This window comes from Massilia sp. PAMC28688, from assembly GCF_019443445.1.
Taxonomy (GTDB): Bacteria; Pseudomonadota; Gammaproteobacteria; order Burkholderiales; family Burkholderiaceae_D; genus Telluria_A.
In genome coordinates this window covers 872,305-891,443 of the sequence record NZ_CP080378.1, presented here as the reverse complement: position 1 = coordinate 891,443, position 19,139 = coordinate 872,305, and the positions used below count along the sequence as shown (strand labels likewise).

Annotated in this window: 19 protein-coding genes; 15 read left to right on the top strand and 4 right to left on the bottom strand. The window is 62.6% G+C overall.

The window, feature by feature from the left end:
* The first annotated feature begins 139 nt into the window (after positions 1-139).
* Entirely contained in the window at positions 140-1,339 is a 1,200-nt protein-coding gene (gene ftsZ, locus KY495_RS03900; protein WP_219882447.1) for a cell division protein FtsZ, read from the top strand.
* A 92-nt stretch (positions 1,340-1,431) separates the two neighbouring features.
* Here ftsZ and KY495_RS03895 read toward each other — a convergent pair whose 3' ends face one another.
* Positions 1,432-2,094, bottom strand: a complete 663-nt coding sequence (locus KY495_RS03895; RefSeq protein ID WP_307728239.1) for an FMN-binding negative transcriptional regulator — start codon at positions 2,092-2,094, stop codon at positions 1,432-1,434.
* Positions 2,095-2,314: 220 nt separating this feature from the next.
* Between KY495_RS03895 and KY495_RS03890 the strand changes: the two genes are divergently transcribed.
* From KY495_RS03890 to lpxC, 5 genes are all read left to right on the top strand, one after another.
* Positions 2,315-3,439, top strand: coding sequence for a hypothetical protein (locus KY495_RS03890; protein ID WP_219882446.1), 1,125 nt, complete (start codon positions 2,315-2,317; stop codon positions 3,437-3,439).
* Between the two features lie 137 nt (positions 3,440-3,576).
* Positions 3,577-4,083 carry a peroxiredoxin gene (locus KY495_RS03885; protein WP_219882445.1) on the top strand — a complete coding sequence of 169 codons (507 nt, stop codon included), beginning with the start codon at positions 3,577-3,579 and terminating at the stop codon, positions 4,081-4,083.
* Between the two features lie 64 nt (positions 4,084-4,147).
* Positions 4,148-4,597: a GNAT family N-acetyltransferase gene (locus tag KY495_RS03880; RefSeq protein ID WP_219882444.1), complete on the top strand. Its 450-nt coding sequence runs from the start codon at positions 4,148-4,150 to the stop codon at positions 4,595-4,597.
* Positions 4,598-4,632: 35 nt separating this feature from the next.
* A complete protein-coding gene (locus KY495_RS03875; RefSeq protein WP_219884074.1) occupies positions 4,633-5,469 on the top strand; it encodes a DMT family transporter in 837 nt (278 codons plus the stop codon).
* Between the two features lie 75 nt (positions 5,470-5,544).
* Complete coding sequence (gene lpxC, locus KY495_RS03870) at positions 5,545-6,480, top strand: UDP-3-O-acyl-N-acetylglucosamine deacetylase (protein WP_219882443.1); 936 nt, start codon at positions 5,545-5,547, stop codon at positions 6,478-6,480.
* A gap of 8 nt (positions 6,481-6,488) precedes the next feature.
* Here the strand turns inward: lpxC and KY495_RS03865 are convergent, their stop codons facing one another.
* Positions 6,489-6,953 carry a DciA family protein gene (locus KY495_RS03865; RefSeq protein WP_219882442.1) on the bottom strand — a complete coding sequence of 155 codons (465 nt, stop codon included), beginning with the start codon at positions 6,951-6,953 and terminating at the stop codon, positions 6,489-6,491.
* Between the two features lie 203 nt (positions 6,954-7,156).
* Between KY495_RS03865 and secA the strand changes: the two genes are divergently transcribed.
* The 4 genes from secA (at position 7,157) to KY495_RS03845 (ending at position 12,407) form a co-directional block, all read left to right on the top strand.
* Positions 7,157-9,913 carry a preprotein translocase subunit SecA gene (secA, locus tag KY495_RS03860; protein WP_219882441.1) on the top strand — a complete coding sequence of 919 codons (2,757 nt, stop codon included), beginning with the start codon at positions 7,157-7,159 and terminating at the stop codon, positions 9,911-9,913.
* Positions 9,914-10,055: 142 nt separating this feature from the next.
* A complete protein-coding gene (locus tag KY495_RS03855; protein ID WP_219882440.1) occupies positions 10,056-10,232 on the top strand; it encodes a hypothetical protein in 177 nt (58 codons plus the stop codon).
* 16 nt (positions 10,233-10,248) lie between these two features.
* The gene (locus KY495_RS03850; RefSeq protein ID WP_219882439.1) at positions 10,249-10,620 is read left to right on the top strand and encodes a DUF1622 domain-containing protein; all 372 of its coding nucleotides are present in this window, start codon (positions 10,249-10,251) and stop codon (positions 10,618-10,620) included.
* A gap of 116 nt (positions 10,621-10,736) precedes the next feature.
* Positions 10,737-12,407, top strand: a complete 1,671-nt coding sequence (locus KY495_RS03845) for an alpha-amylase family glycosyl hydrolase (RefSeq protein ID WP_219882438.1) — start codon at positions 10,737-10,739, stop codon at positions 12,405-12,407.
* A gap of 245 nt (positions 12,408-12,652) precedes the next feature.
* Here the strand turns inward: KY495_RS03845 and KY495_RS03840 are convergent, their stop codons facing one another.
* Positions 12,653-13,954, bottom strand: coding sequence for a DUF945 family protein (locus tag KY495_RS03840; RefSeq protein ID WP_219882437.1), 1,302 nt, complete (start codon positions 13,952-13,954; stop codon positions 12,653-12,655).
* 169 nt (positions 13,955-14,123) lie between these two features.
* Between KY495_RS03840 and KY495_RS03835 the strand changes: the two genes are divergently transcribed.
* Positions 14,124-15,008 carry a hypothetical protein gene (locus KY495_RS03835; protein WP_219882436.1) on the top strand — a complete coding sequence of 295 codons (885 nt, stop codon included), beginning with the start codon at positions 14,124-14,126 and terminating at the stop codon, positions 15,006-15,008.
* Positions 15,009-15,121: 113 nt separating this feature from the next.
* A complete protein-coding gene (locus KY495_RS03830; protein ID WP_219882435.1) occupies positions 15,122-15,340 on the top strand; it encodes a hypothetical protein in 219 nt (72 codons plus the stop codon).
* Positions 15,341-15,346: 6 nt separating this feature from the next.
* Here the strand turns inward: KY495_RS03830 and KY495_RS03825 are convergent, their stop codons facing one another.
* A complete protein-coding gene (locus KY495_RS03825; RefSeq protein ID WP_219882434.1) occupies positions 15,347-16,411 on the bottom strand; it encodes an OmpA family protein in 1,065 nt (354 codons plus the stop codon).
* A gap of 184 nt (positions 16,412-16,595) precedes the next feature.
* Here KY495_RS03825 and argJ point away from each other — a divergent pair, with 184 nt between their 5' ends.
* From argJ to KY495_RS03810, 3 genes are read left to right on the top strand one after another with little or no spacing between them, the layout of a single operon-like run.
* Positions 16,596-17,834, top strand: coding sequence for a bifunctional glutamate N-acetyltransferase/amino-acid acetyltransferase ArgJ (argJ, locus tag KY495_RS03820; RefSeq protein ID WP_219882433.1), 1,239 nt, complete (start codon positions 16,596-16,598; stop codon positions 17,832-17,834).
* 5 nt (positions 17,835-17,839) lie between these two features.
* Positions 17,840-18,718 carry an ATP-binding protein gene (locus KY495_RS03815; RefSeq protein WP_219882432.1) on the top strand — a complete coding sequence of 293 codons (879 nt, stop codon included), beginning with the start codon at positions 17,840-17,842 and terminating at the stop codon, positions 18,716-18,718.
* Positions 18,715-19,128, top strand: a complete 414-nt coding sequence (locus tag KY495_RS03810) for an NUDIX domain-containing protein (RefSeq protein ID WP_219882431.1) — start codon at positions 18,715-18,717, stop codon at positions 19,126-19,128. The genes KY495_RS03815 and KY495_RS03810 overlap by 4 nt, the downstream gene beginning before the upstream one ends.
* Positions 19,129-19,139: the final 11 nt, after the last annotated feature.

Genomic DNA, 19,139 nt, shown 5'->3' with positions numbered 1-19,139 from the left:
TACGGATTTAGTAGTAACTGTTTATATAGTTATTTATAATTTAACTTTCGCATTTAACCGCAGTTTTCAATCCCCAGGTTTCATACCGATATGAGCCCTGGCGCTTGGAAACCGCACTTGACTAGATTAGGAGTACATCATGGAGTTTGATATGGTCGATAACGCAGCACTGGGAACCGTCATCAAAGTTGTCGGCGTCGGCGGAGCAGGTGGCAACGCAGTCCAGCACATGATCAACAAAGGCGTCTCGGGCGTTGAGTTCATCGCAGCAAACACGGATGCGCAGGCGCTCGCTGCCTCGTCCGCCCACAACATCATCCAGATCGGCGACTCGGGCCTGGGCGCCGGCATGAAGCCGACCGTGGGCCGGGCCCTGGCCGAAGAATCGCGCCAGCGCATCGAAGACTCGCTGCGCGGCGCGCACATGGTCTTCATCGCCGCCGGCATGGGTGGCGGCACCGGTACGGGCGCCGCGCCCATCGTGGCAGAAATTGCCAAGGGCATGGGCGCGCTGACGGTGGCGGTGGTGTCCAAGCCGTTCTCGTACGAAGGCCAGAAGTGCATGGACATCGCCGAAACCGGCCTGGAAGAGCTGTCCCAGCACGTCGACTCCCTGATCATCATCCTCAACGAAAAGCTGGAAGAGATCTACGAAGACGAAAGCATGATCGACTGGATGAAGCACGCTGACGACGTTCTGAACAACGCCGTGGCAGGTATCGCCGAGATCATCAACGTGCCAGGTCACATCAACGTCGACTTCAACGACGTCAAGACCATCATGGGCGAGCAGGGCAAGGCCATGATGGGCACCGCGACCGCCTCGGGCGTGGACCGCGCGCGCATCGCGGCCGAGCAGGCAGTGGCCTCGCCGCTGCTGGACGGCATTGACCTGTCGGGCGCGCGCGGCGTGCTGGTGAACGTCACCGCCAGCCGTGGCCTGAAGGGTAAGGAAATCAAGGAAGTCATGGCAGCCGTGCGCGCCTTTGCCGCACCGGATGCGTCGATTGCCCAGGGTATCGCCTACGACGACGACATGGGCGACGACATCCGCGTGACCGTGGTCGCCACGGGTCTGGGCAAGGCCAAGAAGGCCATGCAGCTGGTGCAAACGCCAATGCTGCGCACCGGTACCCACGGCCCCGTGGCATCGGGCACCGGCATGGCCGCGTCTTCGGGCGTGACCATGGGTTCGGCCTCGGGCCTGGCCGGCATGGACACCATCAAGCAGCCGGCCGTATGGCGCCGCGAGCAGGCGTCCGAGCAGGTACAGGCGATGCAGCGTAATGGCGTGGAAACCTACGACATTCCGGCATTCCTGCGCAAGCAAGCCGACTAAGTCTATTCAACTGAAAAACGCCGTCCCCGCGCAAGCCAGGGACGGCGTTTTTTTATGGTGCTTTTTGCGGTGGGCCGCCAGGGGCGGTATCGCTAACTGGTTCGGTGGCGCGCCACCAGCGTGGCCATTGCGTTGGATTCGTGGTCTGCCTGCGCACGCAGTCCTGCAACCACACCTTCCCGGTCCGCCTGCGAACGGTTCTGGCTCACTTTCCACTTGCCCGTCAGTCGGGTGATCGGAATTTCGATGCCGACGATCGCCGGAAGCAGCCGTTCGATGAAATCGGAGGGCGCGTCCGACAGTTTCCATCGCAGCTCCCGCGCCGCCTCATGTCTGGCCGACATGTCGGCCAGGTGACGCAGGAGCCATGCTGCGTCCTCGATTACCCTGACCCGTCCGTGGGCATGCACGACGGCGTAATTCCAGGTCGGAACCACTTTGCCCGCCTCCTGCTTGCTCGCGTACCAGGAAGGGCTGATGTAAGCGTCGCTCCCCTGGAACACGACGAGGCTTTCGCCGCGCGCGCTCCACACATCGTTGGCGCGTGCCACGTGGGCTACCAAGGTGCCAAATTCTCCACGCGAGCGGTCGAGCATGAAGGGGATGTGATTGGCGGCGAGCTGGCCGTCGGCATGTGTTACCCAGGTGCCGAGCGGATGCGCTTCAATCAGCGCATGAAGCACCGGGAGACTGGTTTCCAAAAAATGCTTCGGCTCGTACATGGAAATTTCTCGATCAAGGATGATTTCGGTCAAGGCTGGTTTCCAGCATTGTACCGAAGTCATCTGTAGCATTCATCCAGCCCTCGTGATGCCCATGCGCAATACTCTCGAGGCAAGGAGAGTAGTTTGGAAATGCGGCCGATTCGTGACTAAACGGCCCGGGGCATGCTGTCGAGGCAATCATGATACGACCCGGGGAGGTGTGCGCGGAATGTGTATCATTTCCCTGCATGCACTGACAACAAGGAAAAGTGTGAACGACGATATGGTGATGCGCCAGGTGGCCCTGGTCAGCTATGGCAACAAATACCTGCGGGATGAACTGACGCTGGAGCAATTTTTTCGGCACGGCGTGTTTTTCGGCCACCGCCTGCTGTTTCGCTCGGTCGACGACAACGCATTGCTGGCCGATGACTTCACGCTGTGGCTGGGCATCCTGCAGGGCCTGGGCGCGCGCCGCCTGTCGTTGCACGCTGTCGAAGAATTCAGTATCAAGTCAGGGACAGCGCCGTGCGCAGGCACGCTGGTCATCGCTGTTCATTATCCGGAGCACTACGAGCTATGGGTAGTCGGCGAGGAAAAAGCCGCATGGTGGTCACATCCACAATTGCCGGAGGGTAGCTACCAGTACGGTTCAGAATGTCCGCCCGCCGCCGCTTACGGGGGTGATATCGACAGCTATTGGTGCGTCGAACAGATCAAGGGTGCGCTGACGGTGCCGGAAACCGACTGGAACGCCCTTGCCGCCGACATCAGGCAGGAGCTGGGGCTGAACTACGGTTCAGCGCAGCCCGGACCATTCCGCGTAAACAAATACGACGCACCCGAATGGACGAAGTTCCCGCTGTTCCCGTACGCTGGCAACAGGCCAATCCCCCATCGGCTGATGGCGCTGCTTACCGCTGCGCAGGCCGAATATGCCAATAACGCCAACCCCAAGAACGAAAGCAGCCCCTTTCAGCACATGAGCTACGAGGAAGTGGCCGAGCGCGGACAAGGGCTCGACAAATGGATGCGTGAAGTTCAGCTGCGCTGCGCCAACGAATTCCGCTTGAAAGGTGCCGTTGCGCAGGCAGCCGATGCTGTCCCGGAAATGAACCCGGCACCGCGCCGCCGCAAGGCCAGGGCAAAGGCAGCCAGACAGGCCGAGGCGGCGCCGGCAATCGGCAAGGGCGCCGACCCACGCAACGATGAAGAGCCGAGCCATGGCACCCATGAGAGGGCCTGGCCCAAGGCCGTCGTCTTCATACTGCTGCTCGGCGTGATCAGCCTGCTGTTGCTGGCGCTGTCCAACCTGATCACCGCCTACGGGTGGCTGTCACTGCTGCTTGGCCTGCCCGTTGCGATCTACCTCTGCAACGGACGATCGAAAGAATAGCTGAGGGCCAAAAGCGCGCCCCGCGCATTTCCTTGCCCCTTCTGCAAGAAAATGACGGATCAGGCATACTTGCCGGATGTGCCGTGGCGCCCCGCGCCGCGCGCGCTTTTCCCCCATATTAAATAAAGGAGTCATCAATGACCATCAAGATCGGCGACCGTCTGCCGGAAGGCACTCTCTCGGAATTCGTAGAAACCGAAACCGCCGGCTGCTCGCTCGGCCCCAACACCTTCCAGGTCGCTGACCTGGTCAAGGGCAAAAAGATCGCCATCTTTGGCCTGCCAGGCGCGTTCACCCCGACCTGCTCGGCCCAGCACGTGCCGGGCTACGTCAAGGCAGCCGAAGAACTCAAGGCCAAGGGCGTTGATGAAATCTGGTGCATCTCGGTCAACGACGCCTTCGTGATGGGCGCCTGGGGCCGCGAGCAGAAGTCGACCGGCATCGTGCGCATGATGGCCGACGGTAACGCCGCCTACAGCAAGGCGCTCGGCCTGGACTCGGACTTCTCCAAGTACGGCATGGGCACGCGCTCGCAGCGCTACTCGATGCTGGTGGAAGACGGCGTGGTCAAGCAGCTCAACGTGGAGCAGGGCGGCGGCTTCGAAGTGTCGAACGCCGAAACCATGCTCAAGCAGCTGGCCTGATCGACTAGAATTTTTGCGCATACCCAGACGGCGCTTCGGCGCCGTTTTTCGCTATTGGACTGCCATGATCATTCACCAGGAATCCCCCAAACAGGCCGACGTCATCGCCATGCTCGACCAGCTAGATGCGTATTGCGGCGAGCTGTATCCGGCCGAAAGCAACCACTTGATGGATGTCGACTCGCTCACCAGGAGCGATGTCGTGTTCCTGGTCGCGCGCGATGAACATGGCAAGGCAGCCGGCTGCGGTGCGTTTGTCAACCGTGGCAGCTACGCTGAGGTCAAGCGCATGTTCGTGGACCCGGCATTTCGCGGCCAGGGTATCGGCGCCGCCCTGATGGCCGAGATCATCGTGCGCGCCACCCAGGCCGGCATGACAAGCCTGAAGCTTGAAACCGGCATCAGCCAGCCCGAGGCCATCGCCCTTTACCAGCGTGACGGCTTCACCCTGTGCGCGCCATTTGGCGATTACCAGAGCGATCCGCTGTCGCTGTTCATGGAGCGTGCGCTGTGAAGATTCTGCAGGGCAGCCATCGCAGCATCTATGCGATGCTGCTGGCCGTGGCCATGTTTTCGCTCATGGACGCGGTGATGAAGCAGCTCTCTGGCCACTATCCCTCGATGCAGGTCGCTTCACTGCGCGCGCTCACGTCCCTGCCGCTGGTGCTGCTCTATATCTGGTGGCGCGGCGCCTTCAAGACCATTTTCAAGGTGCGCTGGGCGCTGCATGTATGGCGCGCGGTGCTGGGCGTATTCATGCTCGCGCTGTTCACGTTCGGCATCAGGAATTTGTCGCTGGCCGAGGCCTACACGATTTTTTTCATCTCGCCTGCGTTGATTACGATGCTGTCGGTGGTGTTCTTAAAGGAGCAGGTCAGCAGCACGCGCTGGATCGCCATCGGGGTGGGGCTCATTGGCGTGCTGGTGGTCCTGCGTCCGACCGGGGAGGGCATGTTCACGCTCGGCGGCCTGGCGATCCTGACTGCGGCCTCCTTTTACGCCATCTCCGCCATCATGGCGCGGGTGCTGGGACGTACCGATTCCGGCGACCAGATGGTGCTGTGGCTGATGGCCATGGTGGCACTTGGCGCGACCGTGCTCGCAGCTCCCAACTGGGTCACCATCCGGGGCCAGGACATCTGGCTCCTCAGCGCCCTGGCCGCAACTGGCTTTATAGGGCAGCTTGCCATCACCGAGGCATTCTCGCGCGGCGAACCGTCGTCCGTAGCGCCACTGGAATATACGGCCCTGGCCTGGGCTGTGGCGCTGGACTGGCTGATCTGGAGCACGCTGCCCGACTATTACACGCTGGTGGGCGCCGCCATCATCATCGGCAGCGGGGTGTACCTCATTCGCAGCGAAAAATCCCGCCCCCTGGCAGCGTGACTGCAGAATTATTACGACTCTGACAATCAGTCTCACCCGGCGGCAAGCCCGAAGCAAGTCCGATATAATCGGCGCATGCTCAAACAAAGAACCCTCAAGCAAGTTGTCCGTACCACCGGCGTGGGCCTGCATTCAGGCACCAAGGTGGTATTGACCCTGCATCCGGCCGCGCCCGACACCGGCATTGTGTTTCGCCGCGTCGACCTCGACCCGGTGGTGGAGTTCCCCGCCAGCGCGGGCGTGGTGGGGGATACCCGCATGGCGTCCGTTCTCATCAGCGGTGGCGCCCGCGTGTCCACCGTCGAGCACCTGATGTCGGCCTGCGCCGGCCTGGGCATCGACAACTTGTACGTGGACGTGTCGGCCGAAGAAATCCCCATCATGGATGGTTCAGCCTCGTCCTTCGTGTTCCTGCTGCAGCAGGCGGGCGTGCAGGAGCAGGATGCGGCCAAAAAATTTATCCGCGTGCTCAAGCCGGTGGAAGTACGCCAGGGCGCCGGCATGGACGAAAAATGGGCGCGCCTGTCGCCCTACGATGGCTTCAAACTTGATTTTTTCATCGAGTTCAACCACCCGGCCGTCGACGGCACCACCCAGCGCGCCCACGTCGACTTTGGCGACGTGTCATACGTGCACGACGTGGCGCGGGCCCGCACCTTCGGCTTCATGCAGGATGTGGAAAGCCTGCGCGGCATGGGCCTGGCCCGGGGCGGCTCGCTGGAAAATGCGATTGTCATGGATGAATACCGCATCCTCAATTCGGACGGGCTGCGCTACGACGATGAGTTCGTGCGCCACAAGATCCTCGACGCCATCGGCGACCTGTATCTGGTCGGTCACCCGCTGCTGGCCAGCTACGAAGCGCACAAATCCGGCCACGGCCTGAACAACCTGCTGCTGCTGGAATTGCTCAAGCACCCGGATGCGTACGAAATTGTGTCCTTTGCCACGCCGGGCACGGCGCCGGCGTCCTACGTGCGCCAGATGGCACGCGAGTGGGCCCTGACTTAATAAGCCGATCAGCGGCGGCGCGCCGCCATTGCCTTGAGCGCTGCGATCAGCGTCGCATTCTGCGCCGTGGGCGCGAGCGCATCGCCCAGCTCGTCGAACGCCTTGACCGCCACCTGCGGCAGCACCAGCTGGCGCGTATGGACCACCGGCTCCATGCTGCGGATGACCTGCACCTTGAGCTTGATCCCATTGACCACCCAGCCGCGCTTGTGCAGGGCCAGCTGCAGCTTCGGCAGCTGCTGCTTGAGCTTGGCCGCGACGGCGGAAGAGGGCGTCGCCAGCACCAGGTTGCCGTCTTCAAACGAGAGCACATCGCATTTGCCAAACATGGACGGCAGGGCATCGGCACAATCCTGCTGCAGGCTGGCCATGCGCATGGCAGCGGGCATCAGGGCTGCCATCTTGTCATTGCGGCGCAGGAAATCCGTGACCTCGATCGAGGTTTTGCGGTTCTTGGTGCCGTAAATGTGCATGGAAGGCGGTCGTTTCAGATGCGAAAGGCGCCAGCGTAACAAGCTCATTCGCCAATGTCCACTTGTTATCGGACGTGTAATCCCCATTTGGGGCAGGATCGCATGATAAAATCACCCTCTTTTTGCCATAGTCGGTCGCATGGCGATGTCTATTTGACATCATTGCGGCTTCTTTTTGCGGCGTTTTTTTCAAGAATTCAAGCATGTCATTTCTGACCCAGATTTTCGGTAGCCGCAATACGCGGCTGCTCAAGCAGTACCAAAAAACGGTTCGCCAGATCAGTGCGCTCGAGCCGCAGATTGAAAAGCTGTCCGATGCTGAACTCCAGGCCAAGACGCCGGAATTCAAGGCGCGCTTTGCCAAGGGCGAAACGCTCGACGAGCTGCTGCCGGAAGCATTTGCCGTCTGCCGCGAAGCTGCCAAGCGCGTGCTCAAGATGCGCCACTTCGACGTGCAGATGTTGGGCGGCATGGTACTGCACTATGGCAAGATTGCCGAGATGGGCACCGGCGAAGGCAAGACGCTGATGGCGACCCTGCCCACTTACCTCAATGCCTTGTCGGGCAAGGGCGTGCACGTCATTACCGTCAACGATTATCTGGCGCAGCGCGACGCCGACTGGATGGGCCGCCTGTACGGCTGGCTGGGCCTGTCGACCGGCGTGAACCTGTCGCAAATGGACCATGACGTCAAGCAGAAGGCGTACGCGTCCGACATTACCTACGGCACCAACAATGAATTTGGTTTCGATTACCTGCGCGACAACATGGTGTACGATGCGCGCGAGCGGGTGCAGCGTGGCCTGTCGTTTGCCGTGGTCGACGAAGTGGACTCGATCCTGATCGACGAAGCGCGTACCCCTTTGATCATTTCCGGTCAGGCTGAAAATCACACCGAGCTGTATCACAAGATGAATGAAGTGCCACGCCTGCTGACCAAGCAGGTGGGCGAAGAAACGCCGGACGGCAAGGGCGTCATTTCGGTACCGGGCGACTACACCCTGGACGAAAAGGCACACACCGTGCTGCTGACCGAAGCGGGCCACGAAAACGCCGAAGCCATCCTCACCCGGATGGGCCTGCTGCCGGAAGGCGCCTCGCTGTACGACTCGGCCAATATTCTCCTGATCCACCACCTGTATGCGGCCCTGCGCGCCCACGCGCTGTACCACAAGGATACGCATTACGTGGTGCAGAACAATGAAGTGATCATCGTTGACGAATTCACGGGCCGCCTCATGACGGGCCGCCGCTGGTCCGATGGCCTGCACCAGGCCGTGGAAGCGAAGGAAGGCGTGCGCATCCAGAACGAGAACCAGACCCTGGCCTCGATCACGTTCCAGAATTACTTCCGCATGTATGCCAAGCTCGCCGGCATGACCGGTACCGCCGACACGGAAGCCTACGAATTCCAGGAAATCTATGGCCTGGAAACGGTCGTCATTCCGCCCAACCGGCCGTCGCAGCGCAAGGACCGCCAGGACCAGGTGTACAAGTCGTCGCAGGAAAAGTACAACGCCATGCTGATCGACATCCGCGACTGCTATGAGCGCGGCCAGCCGGTACTGGTGGGTACGACCTCGATTGAAAACTCGGAAATGCTCTCGGGCATCCTCACCCAGGCCAAGCTGGAGCACAACGTGCTCAACGCCAAGCAGCACGCCCGGGAAGCGGAAATCATTGCCCAGGCGGGCCGCCCGAAAATGATCACCATCGCCACCAACATGGCCGGCCGCGGTACCGACATTGTCCTCGGCGGCAACGTGGAAAAGCAGATCCAGATCATCGAAGCCAACCCGGCCCTGTCGGACGCCGAGAAGGCCGCCCAGGCCGAAAAGATCCGTTCGGAGTGGAAGTCGCTCAACGAGCACGTGGTCAAGGCCGGCGGCCTGCATATCGTCGGCACCGAACGCCATGAATCACGCCGCGTCGACAACCAGCTGCGCGGCCGCTCGGGCCGCCAGGGCGATCCGGGTTCGTCGCGCTTCTACCTGTGCCTGGACGACGCCCTGCTGCGCATCTTCGCGGGCGACCGCGTGCGCGCCATCATGGAGCGCCTCAAGATGCCGGAAGGCGAGCCGATCGAGGCGGGCATCGTGACCCGTTCCATCGAGACCGCCCAGCGCAAGGTGGAAGCACGCAACTTCGACATCCGCAAGCAGCTGCTGGAATACGACGACGTTGCCAACGACCAGCGCAAGGTGATCTACACCCAGCGTAACGAACTGCTGGAAACGACCGACATTTCGGAACTCATCGCCTCGCTGCGCGCAGGCGTGTTCCACGACCTGGTGCGCACCTACGTGCCTGCCGAGTCGGTGGAAGAGCAGTGGGATATTCCAGCGCTGCAGGAAGTCCTGGCCAGCGAGTGGCAGCTGCATGTGCCACTGAAGGACATGCTGTCCCAGGACGAGAACATTACCGACGAAGACATCCTGGAAAAGGTGCTCGCTGCGGCCGAAGCGGCCTACGCCGCCAAGATCGAGCTGGTGGGCAAGGAGTCGTTTGGCGGCTTCGAGCGCAACGTCATGCTGCAAAGCGTGGACAGCCACTGGCGCGAGCACCTGGCGGCGCTGGACCACCTGCGCCAGGGTATTCACCTGCGCGGCTATGCGCAAAAGAATCCAAAACAGGAATACAAGCGCGAAGCGTTTGAACTGTTTGGCTCCATGCTGGACATGATCAAGAATGAAGTGATCAAGATGATCATGACGGTGCGCATCCAGACGCGCGAAGAGATCGAGGCGGCCGAAGCGGCGATGCAGCAGTCGCATGTGGAAAACCTGAGCTTCCAGCATGCCGACTTCAATCCCGATGCGGCGCCGGAAGAACTGCTCTCGCCGGGTGCCGGCATCCGCCAGTCGATGGACGAGGACGCCGGGCCAAAAGTGGGCCGCAACGATCCTTGCCCTTGCGGCAGCGGCAAGAAGTACAAGGCTTGCCACGGCAAGCTGTCATAAGCCCGCCGCTTGCGGCATTCTCGAAAACGGCACTGCGGTGCCGTTTTTTTATGGATGGGCACTTTGCGCGGTGGAGGCGCTGGCAGTGCGAAGCTGTCAGCAGGCAACGTGGCTCCCCGATCTGCCCGCCTCGATCACAATCATGTCTGGTACACAACAGGGACCATCCATGCACGCCAGCCTGCTTTCAGTCGACATCGATTGCCTAGCCCGGCCTTTCGCAAGCGCCGGCCGCGGCCGCGGCGGGCGTTGGGAGCGTGGCGCCTGCCTCATGGCGCCGCGCATGCCGCGCCGCTTGCTGCAGGACGGCACGGCCTGACGGGCCGGCGCAAGCGATGTTTGAAGCTGCAGAGACCCTGACCCGCGACGCACTGGCCTGGCTGCGCCTGCTGGTGGAAACGCTCGGTGCCATCGTCATTGCCGTTGGCATCGCCGCGGCATTGTTGGCCCTGGTCCGTCATGCCTTGGGCCGCTCCGACGCCGGGTTCAACCAGGTCCGGCTCCGGCTCGGGCGGTATCTGCTGCTGGCACTTGAATTGCAGCTTGCCGCTGACATCCTGTCCACCGCCATTGCCCCCAGCTGGGACCAGATCGGCAAGCTCGCCGCCATTGCCATTATCCGCACACTGCTCAACTATTTCCTGATGCTGGAAATCCGGGAGGAAGAGGGCGAGCGGAAACGGAACAAGGATGTGTCGCCAGGTTGACGGGCGTGCCGATGCTGTAGTCGAAGTAAAAAATATGGCGCTATAGGTCATTCTCATGGAATTTTATGTGTAGTAATATTACACATTCTTACCATGATAATAATGTGGAGACACGAATGACCTTTCCTTCCATGCGCCTGTTGCCACAGGCGCTGCTCATATTGACGCTGTCGGCATGCGGCGGCGGCTCCGCACCGGGGCCGCAGCCATCGCCGACCCCGCCCGCACCAGCCCCGGCCGTTCCCGCCCCCGTCATTCACGCAGTCACGGTGCAGAAGGCGAGCGGCAGCGCCGAAGCGCGCCTGCCATGCAACCGCGTCACGCTGGAACCTGCTTGCGGCCTGCGCCTGTACCAGGTCATGGTGGAAGCGTTCGTGGATGCGGACGCGGCCGCCAACTTTGGCGTCGGCTATGGCACCAGCCATCACCGCGGCGACCTGGCCGGAATCACGGCCTCGCTCGACTACATCAAGAGCACGGGCGTGAACGCCATCTGGCTGACCCCGATCTTCCTGTCGGCGCCTCGCACCGGCCAGGACATCTTTGCCGACCGGCTCGATGCGACCGGCTACTTCGCCAGCGACTATTTCAAGATCGATCCGCGCTTCGGTACCCTGGACCAGGCGCGTCAGCTGGTGGACGAGGCGCACAAGCGCGGCCTGGCCGTATTCTTCGACGGCGTGTTCGGCCATCACAAGGGCGATGTCGCCGCCTCGCCGTCCGGACTCAAGCCCGCCGGCGGCAATAATCCGGTCGACTACAGCAATCCCGATACCCTGGCCTTTTATCGCGAGGTGGCCACCTACTGGATTCGCGAACTGAAGATCGATGGCTGGCGCCTGGACCAGGCCTACCAGGTGCCGATGCCGGCCTGGACCAGCCTGCGCGCAGCCGTGCAGGAAGCGTCGCGCTCGGTCACTTATGCCGGCGCGGATGGCCAGCCAGTGCGTCCGCTCGGCTACATGGTGGCGGAAGTCTGGCGCGGCGAAAGCGACATCGCCCAGCAGGCCTACGGCAGCAACGCCAGCCCGGGCCTTGGCTCCGCCTTCGACTTTCCATTGCGCTACCGGCTGGTGCAGACGCTGGCGGGTGAAGAATCCGGCTTGTCGGGGCGGCCGGCCGCCAACCTGGCCAGCGGCTTCGCCACCCACCTTGCCTACCCAGACCACGCCATGCCCAACCTCATGCTCGGCAACCATGACCTGGTCCGATTTGGCGACCTGATCCAGCGCGCCGGGCTTGGCAATCCGGACAGCAATGGCTACTGGCTGCGCCACAAGGCTGCTTTCACTTTCATGGCTGCCTTCAGCGGCCCGCTGACGGTGTACTACGGCGACGAGATCGGCCAGGAAGTGCCGAACTTCGCGGCGAAGGTGACGGGCGACTGCGCCAGCGCCGGCCTGTGCGACGACCATGTCGGGCGCGACGCCGGCGTCGTGGACGGCGTGACCACCGCTGCGCCCGGCGCGCGGGCGCGCGAGCTGAAGGACCATGTGGCGGCGCTGCTGAAGCTGCGCGACATCAACCCGGCGCTGTACAACGGTTCACGCACGCATGTGTTTGCCGACAATGCGCTCTACATCGACCGCAAGGACCATGGCGCCAATCGCGTACTGCTGGTAATGAATGTGAAGGAAATGCCGGCCAGTGTCACCCTGGACCCGGCAGTGGTCAGCGCCGCGACGGTGCTGACCGACCTGGTGACCGGCGAACAGGTCAAGGCCGGCGCGGATGGCCGCCTCGTGCTTGATGTGGCCGGGTTGAGCGGACGCTTGCTGAAGTTCTGAGCAGCTCATTGCGTTGACGGCGGCCGCCCTGGGGCGGTCGTCATGCACGCCTGCCCGCGTCAAGGCTGGTGGAAACGGCAGGACCATCGCCGGCATGAATCGGCGGACGAGTAGGTCCGCGCAGGCGGCTTGATCAGGGTCTTGCGCACTTGACGTGGGTGAGCAGCATGGCCAGCGGGGCGGCATGACAACGCATGATCAGTTCGCCTGTTTGGACGGGCTGGCAGCGCAAGCCGCCGGCAGCACTATTTGCTGGCGGCTGGCGTAGGCTTCCTGGCAGGCATCGCTACTTCCTTGTTGTTGAGCGTCAGTTTGCCATTCTTAAATTCGATGACAGTGACCAGCATGTCGTTGTGGACGCGGCCATAGCCGCTGGTGACGACCTTGCCGACCATGGCGTCGGTAATGCCCTGGCTGGCCTGCGCCACGGCGCCATCGGCCATCGGCTGGCCCTTGGCCTCAGCCTGCTTGCTGGTCACCGTGCCTGCCACCTCGCTCACCAGCGCCAGTGGCACCTGCACTTCCATGCGCGCCACCAGCTTCTTGACAAAGGCGGCGGCGTTTGCGAAGTCGGCGTCCTTCATGGGGGCCAGCGACACGCGGCCCTTAATCTTGGCCTGGTGGCCGCGGTAGCCGGCGCTGATCTCGTCAATCTCGATCGCCGTGCCGCGTGCTGCCATGGTTTTGCCGAAGGCAATCAGTTCCGGCCTGGCGCTCAGGAATGCCAGGGCCGGATCCATCTGCTTTTCCTTGGCAGCGATTGCTTTGCTCAGGGCCTCGAATGCCTTCATGTCCACATTGCTCATGCGGGAGGCAAACCGGACATGGTCAACCTGCTCGCCTGCAACCTTGACCGCCTTGATGCGCATGTCGAAGCCGATGGTGACGGCCTGTTTGCGCTCGATGACATCGGCATCGATCGTCAAGTCCTCGATCTCCACACCACCATCGCCGCTGGCATTGCCAAACACGATGGAGCCGATGCGGTATCCGCCCTTGCCAAGCCACACGTCGCGGCTGGAACGGGTCTGGTCGCTGGTCAGCGTGATATCGCTGAGCCGCATACTGGACTTCAGGCCGTGGACTGAGAACGATGGCCAGGACCCGGAAGAAATCATCCGCCGTCCTGCCTTGTCCAGTTCGATCTTCGCGTTCAGGGTGGCCCATTCGACGGCTTCGCCGTTCGGGTCCATGTGGCGATTGGCCGGTGTGGTGATGGCGTAGGCGACCTTGCCCGCCGGCGCGCTCGCTGGCGTGACCGTAAATAGGCTGTCGATGCCGAAATGCTGCATCAGCTGGGCGCGGGTTTGTTCCGAGTGCCGGTGCTGCACGAGTTTGTCGAGCAGGGGAATGGGGTTGCCTTTTCCGGTGCCAAATACATCGGCCAATTCCTGGAGCGCAGCGGTGAAGGCTTCCACGCGGGGTGATGGTGATTGCTTGGCCGTTGCCTCGGCCCGCTTCGTTTCGATCGTGAGCGGTGCCGCGTGCGCGGGGGAATTGGCGAACAGGGCGAGGGCGACGCCGACACTGAGGGCAGACTTTTTCATGGCTTGAATTGAACAATGTTTAACGTTTCCCATTATCAATGTTGCCAAGCGTTTTGTCACTATCCTGTGTGCACTATTTCTCACGGGCGACATGGTGGCCTATCGTGTCTCGTGTACAAAATTACTCCCCTATACTTGCTTGCATTGTTGACTACTTCCATCCAATCCCATGAAAAATATCGCTATTGCTCTCTGTACCCTGAGCATGCTTGCCGCTTGCGGTGAGCGCGGCTCGTCCTCGCAAACTGGTGAAAAACCCGCTCCCGATACGGCGCAGGTACAGGCCGAGGTGGAGGCGTCGCAGGAGGCAGCCACCGCCGCCATCGACGACGCCCGGCGCGACCGCGAAGAAGCCGAGCAGGACAGGGGGCCGGTGCGCACGGCCGATTACAAGCGCACCATGCTCGGACTGATCGCCGGCAGCTACGCGGGCGATTGCAGCACCAGGTCCGGTCCCGTGTCGCGCGGCGCCGTCACGGTGGATGCGGACGGCCGCATCAGCGCGCCGGGCCTGCCGGCCCGCAACCTCATGGACCCGGACGCCAACCTTACGCTGTCGATCCAGGGCGCCGACGGCCAGCCCTCGGAAATTACCTTCTTGGGCGGCAATGACAGGGCCCAATGGAGCGTGTCGTCCCAGCGCAAGGGCGACCTCACCACGGTCTATTCCGACCGCGGCAATCCCATCAAATGCGTCGATTCGCGGCCGCCCCAGCAGGGCCGCGCGGCCAATCTGTACCAGGCGCTGGCCCGGCATATCAGTGCCGGCGGGTCAACCTTGCAGTGCGCGCAGGGCAGGGCCGAAGCGCGCTCATCGCGCATCGTCGCCGCCGGCAACACGCTCAGTGTGGGCAACGACACGCTGGCGCTGGACGATGACGCAAATGAAGTGGCCACCGTCAATGCCGGCGACGGCACCCTGACGTACCGGCGCGAGACCGACGGTGGCAAACGCGTCCTGCTGACGCTGAACCGCACCGGCAGGATATCGGGCTTGACGGTCAGCGGCTACCGGGGGGCGAACATCGGTTCCTGCGCCCGCGCGCCGCGCTAGGGCGCCATGCCGCGGCCCGGCAGCTGGTTGATCAATCTGGCCTCTTGTTGAGTTTGCGCAATCGCTGCGGGACGCGGCGTGCAATTCTGGTTTGTCGAACGGCGAACTGGAGAATGAAAATGACGAAACTGCGCGGCGCGATCCTGGTCGCAATCGGATTGATCATGGCACTGGCCTGGGCGGCGATGCCGCCCACCATGGCGCCGCCCACCGGGCTGCCGCTGGCCGAGCAAAAACTCGGCCAGTGCCCGGCCGGGACAACGCTGGAGGGCAAGCTGTGCGTGTGCCCGCGCGGCACGGACTGGTCCGGCACTGCCTGCGTCGCGCGCTGAGCTTGCTTAGCCCTGCCTGACCAGTTCCACGCGGCGGTTTTTGGCACGGCCTTCTTCGGTGCCATTGTCGGCCACCGGCTTGCTGCCGCCCATGCCCAGCGCGGCAAGGCGCATTTTGTCGACGCCCTTGTCAACCAGTGAGGCCACCACGGCACCGGCCCGCTCGGCCGACAGGCGCTCGTTGCGCTTGGCGTCGCCGCTGCTGTCGGTGTGGCCTTCCACCTTGAGCCTGAGGCTGCTGTCGCTGGCCATCATGCGGCTGACCTCGTCGATGATGCCCTGGTCCTTGTCCAGGATGATGGCCTTGTCGGTATCAAAGTTCATGTACAGCGCCACATGGCCCCTGGCCGCCAGTTCGGACTGCATCTGCGCCGCGCTCAGGGGCTTGATCGACTGCTCCATGGCCTTTTCTTCAACTGCCACCACGGTTGCGTTGTAGTCGTCGATGGCCACTGCGATCCAGATACTGCCCTTGGGTGTGCGGATCAGGTAGCTCTTGTAGTCGCCACGGTCGAGGACCTTGAACGTCTTGCGCAGCCCCGACACTTCCCGCAGCGCCGGGTGCGCTTCGAGCAATTTCGGGTCGTCCATCTGGATCTGGTTCACCTGCACCGCGCCCATGGCCTTGAGCGCTGCTTCGTAGTTGCGCTCGGCAGCGAGCTTGCTCAGCTTGGCGTTGGATAAAGAATAGTAGCGGCGCGATACCCGGCCTTCCACCGGGCGCACATCGGTGCCCGCAATGACGCTGACACCGTCGAACTCCTGTTCTTCCTCATTGCGCTGGCCTTCTTCCAGTTTCGCCGGCCAGTCGAGGTAAGGAAAAGGCGGCAGCGTGGCGGTCGACATCGGCACGCTGTTGATGTCGAAGCTCGCGCCCGGTGCGGCGACCGGTGCCGGCGTGGCAGCAGGGTTGGCCGCCGGGGCGGGTGCAGCTGCTGCAGTTTCGGCGGCAGCAGGCGCAGGCGCCACCACCGCGTCGGGGGTGGCATCGGCTTGCTTCTTGTTGCAGCCAGTGAGCACAACGGCGCTGGCCATCACCAGGGTCGAGACGAGTTTGAAGGTCGAGGTCATGATATCCGTTCAATAAATGGGTAGGCGGCTTGCATTTTATATCCAATTGACAAAAAAACACGCCGGTAAAATGCACGCAGCTTTACCGGATGCGTGGCCACCCACCAACCATGTCAACAAGATACGTCCTGCAGCCCTGCACGGTACAATAGCGCCTTCGCATTCACCTGCTGGAGATACCGCCATGGCCGTCAATTCCCCCCTGCCTGTTGCAGCCGACCTCAAACCCGTCAACGGCATCGAGATCGGCTTTGCCGAAGCGGGCATCAAGAAGCCCAATCGCAAGGACGTGCTGGTCATGAAGCTGGCCGATACCGCCACCGTGGCCGGCGTGTTTACCACCAACCGTTTTTGCGCAGCACCCGTCCAGATCAGCAAGGCCAACCTGGCGGCAGTGGGCAATGGCGGCAAGCCGATCCGGGCCCTGATGGTCAACACCGGCAACGCCAACGCGGGCACCGGCGAAGAAGGCCTGGCGCGTGCCAATCAGACCTGCGCCGCCCTGGCCAAGCTGCTCGGTTGCGAGCCCCAGCAGATCCTGCCGTTCTCCACCGGCGTCATCCTGGAGCCCCTGCCTGTTGAAAAAATCGTGGCCGGGCTGCCGGACGCGGTCGCCAACCTGCAGCTCGATAACTGGTACAACGCCGCCGAGGCGATCATGACCACCGACACCCAGCCCAAGGCGGCTTCGCGCACGGTCGACATTTGCGGCCACTCGGTCACCATGACCGGCATCAGCAAGGGCGCCGGCATGATCAAGCCAAACATGGCCACCATGCTGGGCTACCTGGCCATCGATGCCAAGGTCTCGCAGGACGTGCTCGAAGAACTGGTGCGCCACGCGGCCGACCACTCCTTTAACAGCATCACCATTGACGGCGACACCTCGACCAACGACTCGTTCATGCTGATTGCCACCGGCACCGGCAGCCTGGCCATTGCCAATACCGATTCGACCGAATACGGCGAACTGAAAACGGCGGTGACGGACCTGGCCCGTACGCTGGCCCAGATGATCATCCGCGACGGCGAAGGCGCGACCAAGTTCATCACCATCACGGTCGATGAAGGCAACAGCGTCGAGGAGTGCCGCAAGATCGCCTACGCGATTGCCCACTCGCCGCTGGTCAAGACCGCCTTCTTCGCCTCCGACCCGAACCTGGGCCGCATCCTGGCCGCCGTCGGCTACGCCGGCGTGGACGACCTGGACGTGAGCAAGGTCGATTTGTATCTGGACGACGTGTGGGTGGCCAGAAATGGCGGGCGCAATCCCGACTACCAGGAAGCCGATGGCCAGCGCGTGATGAAGCAAAGTGAAATCACCGTGCGCGTCAAGCTGGGCCGCGGCAGCCACGCTGCCACCGTCTGGACTTGCGACCTGTCGCACGACTACGTCACCATCAACGCCGACTACCGTTCCTAAGGCGCATGACGCCGCTCGAACAATTCCTGCTGCGCGCCGAAGCCCTGCTTGCCCGGGTGGAGGCGGTGCTGCCGCCGACGCACCCGCGCGAGCCTGACTGGAAGCGCAGCACTGCCTTTCGCTGGCGCCGCCGCGCGGCAGGTGGCGCCAGCTACCTGCAGCCGGTCATGCACGTGGCGCCGATTGCGCTGGCCGACCTGCAGCATGTGGACGCCCAGAAGCGCCAGATCGCGCAGAACACGCGCCAGTTCGTGCAGGGGCGCCCGGCCAACAACGTGCTGCTCACGGGCGCGCGCGGGACCGGCAAATCGTCCCTCATCAAGGCTTGCCTGAACGAGTTTGCCGCCGACGGCCTGCGCCTGATCGAAGTGGACAAGGCCGACCTGGCCGATCTGCCCGACATTGTCGAGCTGGTGGCGGGCCGGCCGGAGCGCTTCCTCATTTACTGCGACGACCTGTCGTTTGAAGAAGGCGAGAGCGGCTACAAGGCACTCAAGGTGGCCCTGGATGGCAGCATTGCGGCGCAGTCCGACAACGTGATCATCTACGCCACCTCCAACCGGCGCCACCTGATGCCGGAAAAGATGAGCGACAATGCCAGTTACCGCCATGCCGAAGACGGCGACCTGCACCCCGGCGAGACGGTGGAAGAAAAGATTTCGCTGTCCGAGCGCTTCGGCCTATGGCTCTCGTTCTATCCCTTCAAGCAGGATGACTACCTCGGCATCGTGGCCCACTGGCTGGCCAGCTTTGGCTGCAGCGGCGAGCAGATCGAGGCCGCGCGCGCCGAGGCGCTGCGCTGGGCCCTGGCGCGCGGCTCGCGGTCGGGCCGCGTGGCCTGGCAGTTCGCCAGGGACTATGCCGGAAAACTGCCTTCGCCATGACCAAAACCGCCAAGCCAATCGACGTCGCCGTCGGTATCCTGATGCAGCCCAACGGGGATGTGCTGCTCGGCCAGCGCCCGCAAGGCAAGCCGTATGCAGGCTACTGGGAATTCCCCGGCGGTAAAGTGGAGGAGGGCGAAGCCATCCTGGACGCCCTCAAGCGCGAGTTTGTGGAAGAACTGGGCGTGCAGATCGAGAGCGCCGAAGAATGGTGCGGCGTGGAGCACGTGTATGAACACGCCCACGTGCGGCTGCATTTTTTTATCAGCCATGCCTGGCATGGCGAACCGCAAAGCCTGGAAGGGCAAGCCTTTGCGTGGCAGGGAACGGTCGGCGTGGCGCCGCTGCTGCCGGCCACCATTCCGCTGCTTGAGTGGCTCGACCAGCTGCGTTATTCGCGCACCGCGTAATCTTTTTCAGG

What these genes read in the sequence shown, in the direction of transcription:
- KY495_RS03880 (WP_219882444.1), top strand. Translation starts at nt 4,148, where the DNA reads ATGATCATTCACCAGGAATCCCCCAAACAGGCCGACGTCATCGCCATG.
- KY495_RS03825 (WP_219882434.1), bottom strand. Translation starts at nt 16,411, where the DNA reads ATGACCTCGACCTTCAAACTCGTCTCGACCCTGGTGATGGCCAGCGCC.
- KY495_RS03815 (WP_219882432.1), top strand. Translation starts at nt 17,840, where the DNA reads ATGACGCCGCTCGAACAATTCCTGCTGCGCGCCGAAGCCCTGCTTGCC.
- KY495_RS03850 (WP_219882439.1), top strand. Translation starts at nt 10,249, where the DNA reads ATGTTTGAAGCTGCAGAGACCCTGACCCGCGACGCACTGGCCTGGCTG.
- KY495_RS03810 (WP_219882431.1), top strand. Translation starts at nt 18,715, where the DNA reads ATGACCAAAACCGCCAAGCCAATCGACGTCGCCGTCGGTATCCTGATG.
- argJ (WP_219882433.1), top strand. Translation starts at nt 16,596, where the DNA reads ATGGCCGTCAATTCCCCCCTGCCTGTTGCAGCCGACCTCAAACCCGTC.
- KY495_RS03835 (WP_219882436.1), top strand. Translation starts at nt 14,124, where the DNA reads ATGAAAAATATCGCTATTGCTCTCTGTACCCTGAGCATGCTTGCCGCT.
- KY495_RS03865 (WP_219882442.1), bottom strand. Translation starts at nt 6,953, where the DNA reads ATGCACATTTACGGCACCAAGAACCGCAAAACCTCGATCGAGGTCACG.
- ftsZ (WP_219882447.1), top strand. Translation starts at nt 140, where the DNA reads ATGGAGTTTGATATGGTCGATAACGCAGCACTGGGAACCGTCATCAAA.
- KY495_RS03855 (WP_219882440.1), top strand. Translation starts at nt 10,056, where the DNA reads ATGTCTGGTACACAACAGGGACCATCCATGCACGCCAGCCTGCTTTCA.
- KY495_RS03885 (WP_219882445.1), top strand. Translation starts at nt 3,577, where the DNA reads ATGACCATCAAGATCGGCGACCGTCTGCCGGAAGGCACTCTCTCGGAA.
- KY495_RS03840 (WP_219882437.1), bottom strand. Translation starts at nt 13,954, where the DNA reads ATGAAAAAGTCTGCCCTCAGTGTCGGCGTCGCCCTCGCCCTGTTCGCC.
- KY495_RS03845 (WP_219882438.1), top strand. Translation starts at nt 10,737, where the DNA reads ATGACCTTTCCTTCCATGCGCCTGTTGCCACAGGCGCTGCTCATATTG.
- KY495_RS03875 (WP_219884074.1), top strand. Translation starts at nt 4,633, where the DNA reads ATGCTGCTGGCCGTGGCCATGTTTTCGCTCATGGACGCGGTGATGAAG.
- secA (WP_219882441.1), top strand. Translation starts at nt 7,157, where the DNA reads ATGTCATTTCTGACCCAGATTTTCGGTAGCCGCAATACGCGGCTGCTC.
- lpxC (WP_219882443.1), top strand. Translation starts at nt 5,545, where the DNA reads ATGCTCAAACAAAGAACCCTCAAGCAAGTTGTCCGTACCACCGGCGTG.
- KY495_RS03830 (WP_219882435.1), top strand. Translation starts at nt 15,122, where the DNA reads ATGAAAATGACGAAACTGCGCGGCGCGATCCTGGTCGCAATCGGATTG.